Consider the following 13,873-nt stretch of genomic DNA (forward strand, 5'->3'; position numbering starts at 1 on the left):
CGGACTTGCTCCGTCGAGGCGGTTTGGGAGTGTCCCTCCCGCGTAACCTAATGAAGGGGAAACACTATATGTCGACGTTCGACCGGAAAAATGAAGCACCGTACGCGGTCGCCGGCCGCTACGCCGATGCCGGCATTGACCAGGGCCTGCGCTCTTACATGCTGGGCGTCTACAACTACATGACCATCGGTCTTGCCATCACGGGTTTCATTGCCCTGGGCCTTGCCCAGTTTGCGACGACCACTGATCCGGCAGCCGCCGCTGCCGTTCTCGGCAATGGCACGATGCTCTCGCAGCTTGGCTATGCGCTCTATGCCTCACCGCTGAAGTGGCTGATCATGCTGGCTCCGCTGGGGATGGTGTTCTTCCTCTCCATGCGCATCCAGTCCATGAGTGCCTCGACCGCGCAGGTCAGCTTCTGGGTCTATGCCGCCCTCATGGGTGCGTCCCTGTCCTCGATCTTCCTCGTCTATACGGGCGGATCGATCGCACGCGTGTTCTTCATCACCGCAGCTTCCTTCGGTGCGCTGAGCCTCTATGGCTACACCACCAAGAAGGACCTGTCGGGCTGGGGCTCGTTCCTGCTGATGGGCCTGATCGGCATCATCATCGCCTCGGTGGTCAACATCTTCCTGGCGTCTTCCGCCCTGCAGTTCGCTGTCTCGGTGATCGGCGTGCTGGTGTTCGCAGGCCTCACCGCCTATGACACCCAGCAGATCAAGGAAATGTACTACGAGGGTGACACCGGCGAAGTGGCCACGAAGAAGTCGATCATGGGTGCCCTGCGCCTCTACCTCGACTTCATCAACCTCTTCCTCATGCTGCTGCAGCTCTTCGGCAACCGCGAATAACCGCGGCACACAGCAGAAAAATTCAAGGGCGCGGATTACCTCCGCGCCCTTTCCATTTTCTAAAGCACCCGGAAATCGCCATCACCGGCCATTGATTGAACACAAATCAGTTTTGGACGATACGGAAAGTCTGTTTCTGTTTTTTTCCAGGGCTGACATGCGTAAACACACCCATTTTCTGCGCTCCGCGCTTCTCGGCGCCACGGCGGTTACCACTTTCTCGCTGTCCATCGCGGCATCGCATGCAGCCCCGCTGCTGCCTGTCAACGAATATGATGCCCAGTGGGGTCTGCTGATGACCGGCGCCCCGATTGCCCATTCCCGTGGCTACACCGGAGCCGGTGTCACAATCGGCGTCCTCGACAGCGGCATCCTGGCCAGCCATCCGGATCTCATCGCCAACCTCAGCGCCCTGAACTATAACGGCGCCGAGGAGATGGCGACCTTCACCGACGCCAATGGCCACGGCACCCATGTGGCCGGCATCATCGGCGCATCGGCCAATGGCACCGGCATGATGGGCGTTGCGCCGGGTGTGAGGCTCGCCAATCTTGCCATCATGGACAGCGCCGGTGACATCGAAAACGAATATGTCGCCCGTGTGCTTGACTATGCTCTGGACAATGGCATCCGCATTTTCAACAATTCCTGGGGCAGCTATGTCTACACCCCGACCGGCGATCTGGCGATGGACCGGACAACCTTCGAAGCCGACAACGCGGTGCTGCTGGCCGCTGTGCGGGATGCAGCCAGCCGCGGCGCGGTGATGGTCTGGGCGACAGGCAACGACGGCGCGACGGATGCAGGCATTGAATCTGCCCTGCCCTATCTCTATCCGGAACTGAAGGCCAGCTGGATCTCGGTAACCGCCGTCGGCCAGAACGGCATCACCCCCGCCTATTCCAACCACTGTGGCGTGACCATGATGTGGTGCATGGCCGCACCGGGCGGCGATGACGACGAGACAACGGGCGGCATCTACTCCACCGCCAACACCGGTGGTTACGTGCGCATGTCGGGCACCTCGATGGCCACGCCGCATGTCACGGGTGCGCTGGCGATCGCCCAGCAGATGTATCCCAACGCCACGCCGCAGGAATTGGCACGCCTCGTCCTGATGACTGCCACGGACATTGGTGCAGCCGGCATCGACAGCCAGTATGGCTGGGGCCTGCTGAGCCTCGACAGGCTGACCAGCACCAATGACGTGAAAAAGGTTGCCGCCTTCTCCCAGACCGCACAGGTGCAGACGCAGGCGGTCAACACGGTGATGGGCATCACCGAACAGCGCGCCAGCTCGCTGCTGGATCCCGCCGGTCCGGCCGTCGCCGTCTCCACCAATGGCGCAGCACCCAGTGAGGCGAACCGCCGCTTCTGGGCCCAGTCGCTGGCCGGCATCAGCCTGATGGACGGTACCTCCACCTCCGCCTCCTCCACCAGCCGCAGCGCAGGCCTGCTGGTGGGCGGTGAATTCATCGCAACAGAGAATCTGCGCCTTGGCGCCGCCGGCGGCTTCAGCACCTCCTCGATGCGCAGCGCCGGTGACCGCGCCCGGATCAACGGCCTGCATGCTCTGATCTATGGCGGCTACACCTACGACCGGTATTTCCTGGAAGCCGCTTCCAGCTTCTCGCGCTTCGAGAACACCCTCGACCGCAAGAACATCACCGGCTCGGGCACCAGCGTGACCGTCAACGGCCAGACCAAGACCACGGACCTCGGCCTCTCCGCCTCCGCCCGTATCGGCATGACCTTCGAGACCGAAGGCCTGCTGGCCCGGCCCTATGTCCATGGCCGTGTGCGCCACCAGTGGCTCGGGTCCGGCAGCGAAACGGGCGCCGACGTGTTCAACGTCAGCCTGCGCAGCTCCACCTCCACCGGTTCGGAAACCGGTGTTGGCCTGCGCCTGTCGGCCATGCCGATCGCCTTCGGCAGCTACAGCGTGACGCCGATGATGGATCTCGCCTATGCCCGCGCCCTGGGTCCGGTTGCCGCGGGCCGCAAGGTTCAGCTGCTCGGCAGTTCCGTCAACAGCGCAGGCCCGGATCTTGGCCGCGATATCGGACGGCTCAACCTTGGCGTTGCCGCCACCAATGCCAGCCAGAAGCTGACCGGCAAGCTCTCCTACGGCGGCGAACTGCGCCGCAACGCCCAGTCCCATTCGGTCAATGCCGAGTTGAGCCTGCGCTTCTGAGACTTAAAGAAAAAGCTGGAAGAAAAGCCCCCGGATCAGACGGTCCGGGGGCTTCGTATCCGTCACGGGCAATCTGCCTGCGCTCAGGCATCCACCAGCCGCAGATGGCGTTTCTTTTCGAAGACCTTGAGAACAGATGCCAGCTCGTGCCCGCGCTTGAGCACCATGCCGCCCGTGGCCACCACGCTGTAGGCGCCCTGTCGGCGGGCAAGCTTCGGATCCTTCTCGATCCGGTAAAGCGGCATTTCGCTGCTGCGGCGGAAAACGGAGAACACGGCCCGGTCCTTCATCAGATCGATGGCATAGTCCCGCCACTCTCCATCCGCGACCATGCGGCCATAGATGCGCAGGATCTGGTCCAGCTCACGCCGGTCAAAGGCAACGACGGGTTTCGCCGGGATCTGCGGGACGGTGGGCTGGGCAGCACCGTGCTGGGGAGCATTGATCTGGGAACTGGAACCGGGCGGACTGTCCGGCCGGACGGGCATCTCAGAGGGAAAGCCTTGCGGCTGTCCGGCTGCATCTCCTTCGCTCTCGCTCATGCCACCTCCCGTCAACCTTGCTGCGGAATCAGACCTGCTGATGCCTGCCGGCGAGGATATGTCATTGACTTGTCATGATGCCCCTTGCGGACCTCACTGGCAAGCCTGCGTGTGGCAGGGTTTTTAGGCCGCAGGAATGCTGAAAAGATACCTTGCTTTTGCCTCAATTGAGCCCTTCACACGCCACGTTGGCCCACCATCTTATGATCATACCCGTTCGGCCTGAACGGTTCTGGTTCCGGTACGCATTAGCCCCCCAGCCCCCCGGAACGGAGCTGATCAGGTTGAGTGCTGAAGTACATTCGAACGGGCACCTGAAGGGCCAGCACTCGTGCTGGCCCTTTTCATTTGCCGTTGCGGAAGACGGCGCACTTCCCTCTTCATTGCCTGCTTCCTGTTTGCCTCCCGCCCGGCTATCATCTGCCCATGACGACGAGCCTCGTGGAACTGCGCCCCGCACGACATGATGACGCGGCCAGCCTTGCGGCCGTGCATGCGCAGGCGTGGCGCCTTGCCTACCGGGGCATGCTCGACGGGCTGGACCTGGAGCGCTTTGTCGCCCGCCGCAGCGGCGGCTGGTGGCATGATGCCATCGACAAGGGTGTCGAGATCGAAGTGCTGGAAGTGGCAGGCGAGGTGGCAGGCTATGCCAGCTATGGGCCCTGCCGCATGCGGGGCACCGGCTGCGCCGGGGAGCTGTACGAGCTTTATCTCAAGCCGGAATATCAGGGCCTCGGCTTTGGCCGCAGATTGTTTGCCAGCGTCAGAACCTGCCTTGAGCGGCGCGGCCTCAAGGGCCTTGCGGTGCGCGTGCTGACGGACAATGAACCGGCCTGCGGCTTCTATGCCGCCCTTGGCGGCGTACTGACCGGCCGCTCCTGGCACCAGACGGGCGGCAAGCGGCTGGAGCTGTCCATCTATTGCTGGCACGAGGCGGAGCGCTGAACCGCGCCTGCCGGATCTGTCACCCAGCGGCACCGGAAAGCCCGGATTTCAACGCTTTACCACACTTGCCCCTTGCTTCGCGGCGCGGTCCCTGCAATAGACCTGCGCAGCAACTCAAGGAGCAAGCTCATGCGTATTGATGCGGTGCCGATCGGCAAGAACCCGCCGGAAGACATCAACGTCATCATCGAAGTTCCGGTCGGCGGCGAGCCGATCAAGTACGAGATGGACAAGGCAGCAGGTGCCATGTACGTGGACCGCTTCCTCTACACCCCGATGCGCTATCCGGGGAACTATGGCTTCGTGCCCCACACCCTGTGCGGCGATGGCGACCCCATCGACGTGATGGTGATCAACCAGCGCCCGATCGTGCCCGGCGCCATCATGAGCTGCCGTCCCATCGGCGTGCTGCTGATGGAAGACGAGAGCGGCCAGGATGAGAAGATCATCGCCGTTCCCAGCACCAAGCTGACCCGCCGCTACGAGAACGTGAAGTCGGTCGACGATCTGCCGGCGATCACCATGGAGCAGGTGAAGCACTTCTTCGAGCACTACAAGGATCTGGAGCCCGGCAAGTGGGTGAAGATCACCGGCATCGAAGGCCCGGAAAGGGCGCGTCAGCTGATCATCGAGTCGATCGAGCGCGCCAAGGCCGAAGAGAAGTAAGACACTGCTGCCGGGAGCAACGCCCCGCGCAGACAGTCAACAACGAGGCCGCGCGGGTCAGCCCGCTGCGGCCTCGATTGCTTCCATGTCCTCATCCGACAGGCCGAAGTGATGGCCGATCTCATGCACCAGAACATGGGTCACCACATCACCCAGCTGTTCCTCATGCTCGGCCCAGTAGTCGAGAATGGGACGGCGGAACAGCCAGACCCGGTTCGGATGCTGCCCGGTGTGAAAGAAGTCGCCGCCCTGGGCGAGGCCAATGCCCTGAAACAGGCCCAACAGTTCAAACGGGTCCTCAAGGCCGACGCTTTCCAGCATCTCCTCATCGGCGAAATCGGCGACCGTGATCACCACGCCTTCGCAAAGCGCCTGAAACTCTTCGGGAAGCTGCGCATAGGCCTGACGGGCAATGATCTCGAAAGCATCCAGCCCCGGGGCCACCATGGCCGCGGTGGCTGCAATCTGCGGGTCTGGCGCCTCTGTCCGGTCACTCATCAAATCGCCCCTTGTGAACCTGCGGTTCACATCAGATAGGCGCTGACCAGATAGATGACCAGCCCGACCGCGAACAGCAGCCCCGCCATGCGGCCGATGCGCGTGCCCCAGACCTCGATCCGGTCGTTCTGGTTCTTGTCGGCGGCACCGAAATGACGCTGGGCATGGCTGGCCATGCGGCTGGTGGCGGAGCCCAGGATGGTTTCGCTCTCGGCCTGGACCCGCGACAGGGCCCGTCTGGCTTCGTCTTCCTTGGCTTTAGCCCGCCGTTCCCGCTCACCCATGGCCGTGTCCCCTCTCAGCCCTTGCGGGCCTGATAGCCTGCAAACAGCGCCAGAACGGCCACTGCGGCGGAAGCCACCATGTTCCAGCCCGCAAAGGACAGGCCGAACATGCGCCAGCTGGCTTCCGTGCAGGAGACGACACGGGTGTTCTGCAGCGCCTGCAGCATGTTGGCCGCAGACCTGGGCGTGGCACCGCCGCCGCCGCAGTCGGATGGCCCCATCCAGAAACCCCACTCAGCCCCGGCCTGATAGGCGCCAAGTCCGGCCCCATAGGCAAAGACCGCCGCCACGAGAAGCAGCAGCACCGTGGCAATGCCGGTGCGGCGGGTCAGGAGAGCAAGCAGCGCCAGCACACCCAGCGGCAGCCCCACATAATAGGGGACGCGCTGCTCAAGACACAGCTTGCAGGGCAGATACCCGCCAATGAGCTGGAAGCCCCAGGCCGCCGCAATGGAAGCCGTGCCCCCCAGAAGCAGAAGCAGATTGGCCGCTCTGGCCCGCTGAAGCGACGTCATTTCAGATCCTCACGCGATATCACAGCAGCTTGATAGCAGCGAAGCCGCCAACAAGCAGAATCACAAATACCGTGAAGACGAGGCCAAGGCGCTTTTCGATGAAGTTGCGGATCGGCTCACCGAACAGATACAGCAGCCCGGCGACCGCAAAGAAGCGCAGCCCGCGTGACACGATGCTGGCGATGACAAAGACCGGCATGGAAAGGCCCGTGACGCCCGCGGCGATGGTGATCACCTTGTAGGGAAACGGCGTCAGCCCGGCGATGAACACAAACCACCAGCCCCAGGCATTGAAGATCTCGCTGAAGCGGTCGAACTTGTCCATGTAGCCATAGAAGGTCAGGATCGGCTCTGCGATCTGATGGAACAGGAAAGCGCCGATCAGATAGCCGAAAATGCCGCCCAGCACCGACATGACCGTGGCGATGGCCGCGTAGAACCAGGCCTTGCGCCGGTTCGCGACCACCATTGGGATCAACAGCAGATCCGGTGGAATCGGAAAGAACGAGCTTTCAATGAATGAAACCGCCCCCAGCGCGTGCGGTGCGCGCGGGCCAGAGGCGAGGGACAAGGTCCAGTCGTAAAGTTTTCTCAGCATAATGGCATTCTGCATAGCCGCCGCCGGAGCTTTTGTCATCGGGAGAACGGTGGCAGCAGCCGGATATTTTCGCAGTGCAGCAGACAATTGCCAATTGGAGCGGGGAAAGCCCCGGGCAGTGGATTGACGGCAAAGCCAGTCTGGCTATAGTCGCGGCTCCAAGGACGCTGCCCCTGTGGCGGAACTGGTAGACGCGACGGATTCAAAATCCGTTTCCCGTGAGGGAGTGCCCGTTCGATTCGGGCCAGGGGCACCATACTTTCCAGCGCCATTTCCAGGCACGCTGCATCAGTTCAGCGCCCCCGCTTCAGCGCCCCCCTTCAGCGCGTTGCCCTGCGCCCCTCCCCTTCATTTGCATCGCCGGTCTTGAGCTTCAGGGATAAGTCTTTAATCTGCCGCTCGATTTACAGTCTGAAGCGAGAGGGAGACGCCGCGTGGGGCAGGCAAAACGCAAGAAGGACGCTGGCGCCCGCATATCCTGGTGCCGCACCTGCACCTATTGCTGCGAGCTCCCCGAAATCGGCCCGCTGGACAAGCCGATGTACCGGCCCTGCGCCAGCATCAAGGACCATGGCTGTGCCATCTTCGGCCAGCCGGAGCGCCCCTCTGCCTGCCTTGCCTATCAATGCGCCTATCTCTCCGCCCGGCTGACGAACAGCCCGGACCGCAACCGCATCCCCCATCCGCTGGATGCCGGCGCCTATTTCCACCGCGATCCGATCGAGCGCATCTATGTGATGTTCGTTGATCCGGCCCGCCCGCTCGCCTGGAAGACAAGCGATCTCGTGCCCTATCTGCGCGACCGCCTGCAGGAAGGCTTCGAGCTGCTGATCCTTGACCGGGGCCGGCGGATGGCCGTAACGTCAGTGCTTCTGTTTGACGCGATCCTCGCCCGTGACATGGTGGCCTTTGCCGATCAGGAAGGCCGCCCGCATGACATCGAGAGCTGGCCCGCCGAAGCGGCACGCTATTCGCGCGAAACCTAATCAATCCGGTGACCGGCGGTTAACTGCATTTGCAACTTCGGGATCTTGCAGCGCTGCGGTTAAACCACGCGGCAACGGGCGCTATGGCATAAGCTCAACAACCGCAGGCGCCCGCAGACAAAGAGGCGCCGCCGGACAGGAGAAGGCTGGGCATCATGGCACTGATCGAGAATGGCAGCATCGGCAAACCGCAGGACGGGGGCTCTGCAACGCAGGAAAACCGGTCCGGCAGCGCAACCCCGGCCTTCCGTTATGCGACCCTCAACACCGCCGCCATGCGCAGCGCGCCGATCCGCCCGGAGTGGATCATCGAGGGCACGCCGCAGGCCCGGCTCGCCAGCCTGTCCACCGGCACCAACGGCTGGTCTTCGACCGACCATTGGGAGTGCACCGCCGGCACGTTCCACTGGCACTTCTTCTGGGACGAAACGGTGCTCTTCCTTGAAGGCGAGGTGCATATCACCGACGAGGCCGGCAACACCTATGAAGGCCGCCCCGGCGTCAGCATGCTGTTCCCCGCAGGTACACGCGCGGTCTGGCATGTGCCGGTCTATGTGCGCAAGATCGCCTTCAACCGCCGCCCCATGCCCTGGACCGTTTCCTTCCTGATGAAGGTGAGCGCCCGCCTCGGCCGCCTGTTCGGGCGCGGCTGACCGCGCAGGTCTCCCGAAATCATTCGACACCGCACCGGCGGCAGGCTAGTACTTCTGCCATGAGCACGCCGGACAAGGAAGTCGAACTCAAGCTGGAGCTTGAACCTGGCGCAGCGGAGAGCCTCAAGATCTCCGGGGCCGTCACAGGATTTTTCTCCGGCAAAGCCTCAACGAAGCAACTCACGTCGATCTATTTCGACACGGCAGATCTCAGGCTGCACAAGGCCAGGATCGCCGCACGGGTGCGCAAGTCCGGGCGGCGCTGGATCCAGACGGTCAAGCTCGGCAAGCCGCTTTCCGGGGGCCTGTCCTCTCCCATCGAGATCGAGACGGATGTCAGCGGCCCGCAGTTCCAGCTGGATCAGGTCTCCGATGAGAACATCCGCCGCCAGATCGCAGACTGCACCGGCGGTGACGAACTCGTTCCCTGTTTCGAGACCGTGATGCAGCGCACCCAGCGCGACCTCACCCGGGAAGATGGCACCGTCATCGAAGCCGCGCTGGATATCGGCGAGATTGTTGCGGGAGACAAGCGCCTGCCCCTGTGCGAACTGGAGCTGGAGCTGAAATCCGGCAGCATCGCGCCGCTTTATGAAGCCGCACTGGCGCTGGCGGGCAACAACGCCTTCCGCTTTTCGCCTATGAGCAAAGCCGAGCGCGGCTACCGGCTGTTTCTCGGGCAGGACGAAGCCCCGTGCAACGCCGGCAGCATCGACCTCGACGCGACGATGCGCGTGGAAGAAGCCTATCAGCACATCCTGCGCTCCTGCATCGATCAGATTTCCGCCGCCCGCATGGTCTGCCTGACCAGTGCGGACAACGAAGGCCCGCATCAGTTGCGCATTGGTTTCCGGCGGCTGCGCACCGCGTTCAAGCTGTTCCGCCCGGTGCTCGACCCGCGCCGCACCGGCGCGCTGGACCAGCAGGCCAGCCGCTATGCCGCCGCCGCCGGAGCGCTGCGGGATCTCGACGTGCTGAGCGATGAAATCACCGCCCCTCTTGCATCTCACGCGCCGGAAGGCATCAATATTCCGCTGCTGCTGGAGCAGCTTGGCAAGGACCGGCAGGCAACGCGGCTGGAGCTGACGGCAGAACTCGCCAGCGCAGCCTTCAACGGCTTCCTGCTGGATCTTGCCAGCTACTGCGAGACAGCGGGCTGGCGCAAGGAAGAGGATGCACGTCAGGCGGACCGGCTCGCCGAAGCCGTCACCGCCTTTGCCAGCGAGGCCATTGGCAAACGCTGGCGCAAGGTGCAGAGCTATGGCCGGCGGCTCGACACCCTGTCGCGGACCGAGCGCCATGACATGCGCAAGGCTCTGAAGAAGTTCCGTTACGGGCTGGAGTTCTTCGCCTGCCTGTTCCCCGGCGAAAGCCGCAAGACGTTTCTGAAGCACCTCAAGAATCTGCAGGATGTCTTCGGCTACCTCAATGACGTGGCCATGGCGGAAAGACTGGCCACGCTGTCTCCTGGTCCCGTAAAGACGGCAGGTAAAGCGGCGGGCAAGACGGTTCGTGCCACCTCTCTGGCCGCCGCGTCCGGCTTCGTCCTGGGATGGCATGAAGCACAGGCCCGGACAGCCTGGCCGGAAGCCCGCAGCGGCTGGAAGGAAGCCAGCAAGGCAAAGCCCTGCTGGACCCGCAAGAAGAGCTGATCAGCTGCGCACCACCAGTTCCATCCGGTCTGCCGCAACGCGGCTGCGGGCATATTGCACCGGACGGCCATCCGGGTCCTCGTTGACTATTTCCATGACCATCACCGGCGACCCCAGCTCGATATCCAGCAACCGGGCATCGGCCTGCGTCGCCCGTTCGGCATAGATCCGCGTCTCCCGGCGGTAATAGCCGCCAAGGCCGGCACGCGTGAAGCACTGTGTGAAGGAACCCGTCTCGGCGAAATCCGCCGCAAGACCCGGAAAGCGGATCAACTCACACCAGCTTGTTCCAGCCAGAACCGGTGTTTCTCCGGAAACCCGCAAGGTCTCTATCCGCTGCAGCGGCGTTCCCGCCGGCAGCTCGAGCTTGCCGGCAAGGAACTCGCTCGCCCCCTCGACCCCGGCTCCCGTCAGGCGCCCGCCCGGCGCATGGCCTTGTCCGGCCAGAATTTCAGAAAACCGTGTCTGCCGCGAGATCGGATAGCTGACAGAACGGTCGGCAAAAAATGTTCCCCGCCCCTGGTCCGCCCGCAGCAGGCCCTCGTGTGTCAGCACGGAGATGGCCCGCCGGACCGTGTGCCGGTTCACGCCGAAGCGGGCCGCAAGCTCCATTTCCGGCGGCAGCTGCATTCCGGGCACAAACCGGCCGGTGGCTGCTTCGGTGCGGATCCACTCGGCTATCTGGCGCCAGACGGCAATCCCGGTTCCCCGGTCCAGCGGTCCAAACCCGGTCATTCAGCGCCCCCTTGCCACGGCGTTGCTTTGCCACTCACTTCAATGTATACAAGTAGACAAATTTAACGAACACTCATCACCCCTCACCTGCGCGGCAGGGCATTGCAGTAATTACCTATGCCGCCGCGAAAAGCAAGTTGATCTAAGACAACCACCGGCACAATTTCGCGAATATCTACGCGCATTGGCTGCAAATGCAAACAGGGATATGATTCATGCCGATTCACGGCCTTTCCCACATGACTTTCATCTGCCGTGACATCACGCGAATGGCCAGAATTCTCACGGAGGTCCTTGGCCTCCGCGAGGTTTACTGCAGCCGCGGGGCCGGATTTTCGTTATCTCCGGAGAAATTCTTTGTATCTGGGGATATTTGGATCGCCGTCATGCAGGGCGAAAGCCTGCCTGAGCGCAGCTACAATCACATCGCCTTCAAGGTGGATGACGCGGAGATCGAGCCTGCGATGGAGCGTATCCGCAGCCTTGGCCTTGAGGTAAGGCCGCCCCGGCCCCGCATTGCCGGTGAGGGCCGGTCGGTGTACTTCTACGACGAAGACAACCACCTGTTCGAGCTTCACTCCGGCACATTGGAGGAGCGGCTCGCCGCCTACGTGCGCCACACCGGAGCTGAGGACAGCGGCGTCTCTGTCACATAGCCTACATGCGCCAGCCTTAGTTCTGGCCATTGCTTCTTATATCCAGCCTTACGATTCTTGAGACAAGACGGCTCCCCTTCCGATGCGCTACGCTATTTATTACACCGCTCCCGCAGACAGTTCCCTGACCCGGCTCGGTGCCACGTGGCTTGGACGCGACGCGGTGGACGGCACGGCCCTGCCCCAGCCGCATGTACCGGGCCTCACAGCCGAAGACCTTGCCACCCTGACCACGGACCCGCGCCGCTATGGCTTTCACGGCACATTGAAGGCGCCGTTTTCCCTCGCAGGCGGACTTGATGAACGGGCGCTGCGCGATGCCTTCCGTGTCTTTTGCAGCCATGCGGCCCCCTTCACCATTCCCGGTCTGTCGGTCACCCGGCTTGGCCGCTTTCTGGCGCTGACCCCGCAGCCGGTGAGCGGGGATCTGAATGGCTTTGCCGCTGCCTGCGTCGAGGCTTTCGAGCCCTTCCGCGCGCCTTTGAGCGAAGCCGACATGGCGCGCCGTCTGGCTGCGAACCTCTCGCCCCGCCAGCAGGACCTCCTGCGGGCCTGGGGCTATCCTTATGTCTTCGAGGAATTCCGCTTCCACATGACCCTTTCGGTAAAGCTGGAGGAGGACAGCACCATGTCAGCCCTTGAAGCGGCCGCCATGGATCATTTTGCTACGGTGACAGACCGCCCGCATCAGATTGCCAGCCTCGGCCTTTTTGCCGAGCCGGAACGCGGCGCGCCGTTCCGCGCCGTCGACATCCTGCCCCTCACGGGATCCACCGGCCCGCAGGACCCTGCCCTGCGCCTGATCCCCGTTTCTGCCGAAAGCCAGAGCCAATGACCCACATGACGCACAGCTTCACCAATGCCCGCCTCGTCCTGCCGGAGAGTGTCATCACCGGCAGCCTGGAGGTGAAGGGCGGCACGATCAGCGCCATCGATGAAGGCGGCATCCCGGCCCATGGCCATGATTGCGAGGGCGATTTCCTGATTCCGGGACTGGTCGAACTGCATACCGACCATCTGGAAATCCACTATTCCCCGCGCCCAAAGGTGCGCTGGAACCCGGTTTCCGCCGTTCAGGCCCATGATGCGCAGATCGCCTGTGCCGGCATCACCACCGTGTTTGACGCCCTGCGCGTCGGCATGGATGCGGAAGCGGAACTGAATGTGGACGACATGCGCGCGCTCGCCGGCGCCATCGAAAGCGCACAGGCCGAAAAGCGGCTGCGCGCCGAGCATTTCATCCATCTGCGTTGTGAGGTTTCCGCCCCGGACGTGATGAGCGCCTACGAGCATTTCAAGAACGATGCCCATGTGCGCCTGATGTCGCTGATGGACCACACCCCCGGCCAGCGGCAGTTCGTCTCCATCGAGATGTACCGCGTCTATTACCAGACCAAGAAGAACTTCACCGACGAGCAGATGGAAGCCTATATCGCCATGCGGCAGGCTGTTGCGGACAAGAACGCCCCGCAGCACCGCAAGCTGCTGGCAGATTCGGCCCGTGAGCGCGGCATTCTTCTGGCCAGCCATGACGATGCAACCGTGGCCCATGTGGACGAGGCGATCAGCCTCGGCACCGGCATTGCCGAATTCCCGACCACGCTGGAAGCAGCCCGCGCCTCGCATGCGGCCGGCATGGGCGTGCTGATGGGTGGGCCGAATGTGGTGCGCGGCGGCTCCCACTCCGGCAACATTTCCGCAAAGGCACTGGCGGAAGACGGCTGCCTCGACATCATCTCCTCCGACTATGTGCCGGTGTCCATGCTGCAGGCCGCGTTCCATCTCGCCGGTGACGTCGAGGGCGTTTCCCTGCCGCAAGCCATGGCAATGGTGACGGCCACCCCGGCGAAGATGGCAGGCCTTGCCGACCGCGGCCGCCTGGAAACGGGCCTCAGGGCCGATCTGGTGCAGGTGCGGCTGGTGGGCAATGTCCCGGTCGTGCGCGGTGTCTGGCGCGAGGGACGGCGCGTCGCGTGAGACTGACAGGACCGAACCGGATGACGTGACCAGAACAGAGCCGCAGCGTCCCTCTCCCCCCCACGATGGGGAGATGTCTGCGTCAGCAGACAGAGGGGGGGGCAGCGCCTCAGCACGGCAC

At 63.2% G+C, this 13,873-nt stretch carries 16 protein-coding genes and 1 tRNA gene; 11 read left to right on the plus strand and 6 right to left on the minus strand.

What is annotated here, in order from left to right:
• Positions 1-68: 68 nt before the first annotated feature.
• Positions 69-851 (plus strand): Bax inhibitor-1/YccA family protein, encoded by a 783-nt coding sequence (locus ACVNHC_RS20115; protein WP_050475119.1) that lies wholly within the window; start codon positions 69-71, stop codon positions 849-851.
• A gap of 157 nt (positions 852-1,008) precedes the next feature.
• Positions 1,009-3,045 carry a S8 family serine peptidase gene (locus tag ACVNHC_RS20120; RefSeq protein ID WP_457169049.1) on the plus strand — a complete coding sequence of 679 codons (2,037 nt, stop codon included), beginning with the start codon at positions 1,009-1,011 and terminating at the stop codon, positions 3,043-3,045.
• A gap of 83 nt (positions 3,046-3,128) precedes the next feature.
• Here ACVNHC_RS20120 and ACVNHC_RS20125 read toward each other — a convergent pair whose 3' ends face one another.
• Positions 3,129-3,587 carry a DUF2794 domain-containing protein gene (locus ACVNHC_RS20125; protein WP_058898626.1) on the minus strand — a complete coding sequence of 153 codons (459 nt, stop codon included), beginning with the start codon at positions 3,585-3,587 and terminating at the stop codon, positions 3,129-3,131.
• Positions 3,588-4,013: 426 nt separating this feature from the next.
• Between ACVNHC_RS20125 and ACVNHC_RS20130 the strand changes: the two genes are divergently transcribed.
• Positions 4,014-4,532 (plus strand): GNAT family N-acetyltransferase, encoded by a 519-nt coding sequence (locus ACVNHC_RS20130; RefSeq protein ID WP_058898625.1) that lies wholly within the window; start codon positions 4,014-4,016, stop codon positions 4,530-4,532.
• Positions 4,533-4,661: 129 nt separating this feature from the next.
• A complete protein-coding gene (ppa, locus tag ACVNHC_RS20135; RefSeq protein ID WP_050475115.1) occupies positions 4,662-5,198 on the plus strand; it encodes an inorganic diphosphatase in 537 nt (178 codons plus the stop codon).
• Positions 5,199-5,255: 57 nt separating this feature from the next.
• On the opposite strand, the gene ACVNHC_RS20140 is transcribed toward ppa, so the two are convergent.
• From ACVNHC_RS20140 to ACVNHC_RS20155, 4 genes are read right to left on the minus strand one after another with little or no spacing between them, the layout of a single operon-like run.
• On the minus strand, positions 5,256-5,696 hold the full coding sequence (locus tag ACVNHC_RS20140; RefSeq protein ID WP_457169052.1) for a metallopeptidase family protein: 441 nt from the start codon (positions 5,694-5,696) through the stop codon (positions 5,256-5,258).
• A gap of 26 nt (positions 5,697-5,722) precedes the next feature.
• Positions 5,723-5,980: a hypothetical protein gene (locus tag ACVNHC_RS20145; RefSeq protein ID WP_186392449.1), complete on the minus strand. Its 258-nt coding sequence runs from the start codon at positions 5,978-5,980 to the stop codon at positions 5,723-5,725.
• A gap of 14 nt (positions 5,981-5,994) precedes the next feature.
• Positions 5,995-6,495 (minus strand): disulfide bond formation protein B, encoded by a 501-nt coding sequence (locus ACVNHC_RS20150; protein ID WP_050475112.1) that lies wholly within the window; start codon positions 6,493-6,495, stop codon positions 5,995-5,997.
• A gap of 19 nt (positions 6,496-6,514) precedes the next feature.
• A complete protein-coding gene (locus ACVNHC_RS20155) occupies positions 6,515-7,093 on the minus strand; it encodes a YqaA family protein (protein WP_050475156.1) in 579 nt (192 codons plus the stop codon).
• Positions 7,094-7,262: 169 nt separating this feature from the next.
• Here ACVNHC_RS20155 and ACVNHC_RS20160 point away from each other — a divergent pair.
• The 4 genes from ACVNHC_RS20160 to ACVNHC_RS20175 all read left to right on the plus strand — a co-directional run bounded on the left by ACVNHC_RS20160 (position 7,263) and on the right by ACVNHC_RS20175 (position 10,384).
• Positions 7,263-7,349 (plus strand) — tRNA-Leu (locus ACVNHC_RS20160).
• Between the two features lie 178 nt (positions 7,350-7,527).
• Entirely contained in the window at positions 7,528-8,079 is a 552-nt protein-coding gene (locus ACVNHC_RS20165) for a hypothetical protein (RefSeq protein WP_457169055.1), read from the plus strand.
• A gap of 155 nt (positions 8,080-8,234) precedes the next feature.
• Positions 8,235-8,732, plus strand: coding sequence for a cupin domain-containing protein (locus tag ACVNHC_RS20170; protein WP_058898623.1), 498 nt, complete (start codon positions 8,235-8,237; stop codon positions 8,730-8,732).
• Positions 8,733-8,791: 59 nt separating this feature from the next.
• Entirely contained in the window at positions 8,792-10,384 is a 1,593-nt protein-coding gene (locus tag ACVNHC_RS20175; RefSeq protein WP_457169057.1) for a CYTH and CHAD domain-containing protein, read from the plus strand.
• Here ACVNHC_RS20175 and phnF read toward each other — a convergent pair whose 3' ends face one another.
• The gene (gene phnF / locus ACVNHC_RS20180; RefSeq protein ID WP_122523009.1) at positions 10,385-11,119 is read right to left on the minus strand and encodes a phosphonate metabolism transcriptional regulator PhnF; all 735 of its coding nucleotides are present in this window, start codon (positions 11,117-11,119) and stop codon (positions 10,385-10,387) included.
• A gap of 215 nt (positions 11,120-11,334) precedes the next feature.
• Between phnF and fosX the strand changes: the two genes are divergently transcribed.
• From fosX to ACVNHC_RS20195, 3 genes are all read left to right on the plus strand, one after another.
• Entirely contained in the window at positions 11,335-11,775 is a 441-nt protein-coding gene (gene fosX / locus ACVNHC_RS20185; RefSeq protein WP_457169059.1) for a FosX/FosE/FosI family fosfomycin resistance hydrolase, read from the plus strand.
• An 82-nt stretch (positions 11,776-11,857) separates the two neighbouring features.
• Positions 11,858-12,610 carry a DUF1045 domain-containing protein gene (locus ACVNHC_RS20190; RefSeq protein ID WP_457169061.1) on the plus strand — a complete coding sequence of 251 codons (753 nt, stop codon included), beginning with the start codon at positions 11,858-11,860 and terminating at the stop codon, positions 12,608-12,610.
• Positions 12,607-13,752, plus strand: a complete 1,146-nt coding sequence (locus ACVNHC_RS20195; RefSeq protein WP_457169063.1) for an alpha-D-ribose 1-methylphosphonate 5-triphosphate diphosphatase — start codon at positions 12,607-12,609, stop codon at positions 13,750-13,752. Before ACVNHC_RS20190 ends, ACVNHC_RS20195 begins: the two co-directional genes overlap by 4 nt.
• Positions 13,753-13,873: the final 121 nt, after the last annotated feature.

Source organism: Pannonibacter sp. Q-1 (assembly GCF_054073275.1).

What these genes read in the sequence shown, in the direction of transcription:
- ACVNHC_RS20115 (WP_050475119.1), top strand. Translation starts at nt 69, where the DNA reads ATGTCGACGTTCGACCGGAAAAATGAAGCACCGTACGCGGTCGCCGGC.
- ACVNHC_RS20120 (WP_457169049.1), top strand. Translation starts at nt 1,009, where the DNA reads ATGCGTAAACACACCCATTTTCTGCGCTCCGCGCTTCTCGGCGCCACG.
- ACVNHC_RS20125 (WP_058898626.1), bottom strand. Translation starts at nt 3,587, where the DNA reads ATGAGCGAGAGCGAAGGAGATGCAGCCGGACAGCCGCAAGGCTTTCCC.
- ACVNHC_RS20130 (WP_058898625.1), top strand. Translation starts at nt 4,014, where the DNA reads ATGACGACGAGCCTCGTGGAACTGCGCCCCGCACGACATGATGACGCG.
- ppa (WP_050475115.1), top strand. Translation starts at nt 4,662, where the DNA reads ATGCGTATTGATGCGGTGCCGATCGGCAAGAACCCGCCGGAAGACATC.
- ACVNHC_RS20140 (WP_457169052.1), bottom strand. Translation starts at nt 5,696, where the DNA reads ATGAGTGACCGGACAGAGGCGCCAGACCCGCAGATTGCAGCCACCGCG.
- ACVNHC_RS20145 (WP_186392449.1), bottom strand. Translation starts at nt 5,980, where the DNA reads ATGGGTGAGCGGGAACGGCGGGCTAAAGCCAAGGAAGACGAAGCCAGA.
- ACVNHC_RS20150 (WP_050475112.1), bottom strand. Translation starts at nt 6,495, where the DNA reads ATGACGTCGCTTCAGCGGGCCAGAGCGGCCAATCTGCTTCTGCTTCTG.
- ACVNHC_RS20155 (WP_050475156.1), bottom strand. Translation starts at nt 7,093, where the DNA reads ATGCTGAGAAAACTTTACGACTGGACCTTGTCCCTCGCCTCTGGCCCG.
- ACVNHC_RS20170 (WP_058898623.1), top strand. Translation starts at nt 8,235, where the DNA reads ATGGCACTGATCGAGAATGGCAGCATCGGCAAACCGCAGGACGGGGGC.
- ACVNHC_RS20175 (WP_457169057.1), top strand. Translation starts at nt 8,792, where the DNA reads ATGAGCACGCCGGACAAGGAAGTCGAACTCAAGCTGGAGCTTGAACCT.
- phnF (WP_122523009.1), bottom strand. Translation starts at nt 11,119, where the DNA reads ATGACCGGGTTTGGACCGCTGGACCGGGGAACCGGGATTGCCGTCTGG.
- fosX (WP_457169059.1), top strand. Translation starts at nt 11,335, where the DNA reads ATGCCGATTCACGGCCTTTCCCACATGACTTTCATCTGCCGTGACATC.
- ACVNHC_RS20190 (WP_457169061.1), top strand. Translation starts at nt 11,858, where the DNA reads ATGCGCTACGCTATTTATTACACCGCTCCCGCAGACAGTTCCCTGACC.
- ACVNHC_RS20195 (WP_457169063.1), top strand. Translation starts at nt 12,607, where the DNA reads ATGACCCACATGACGCACAGCTTCACCAATGCCCGCCTCGTCCTGCCG.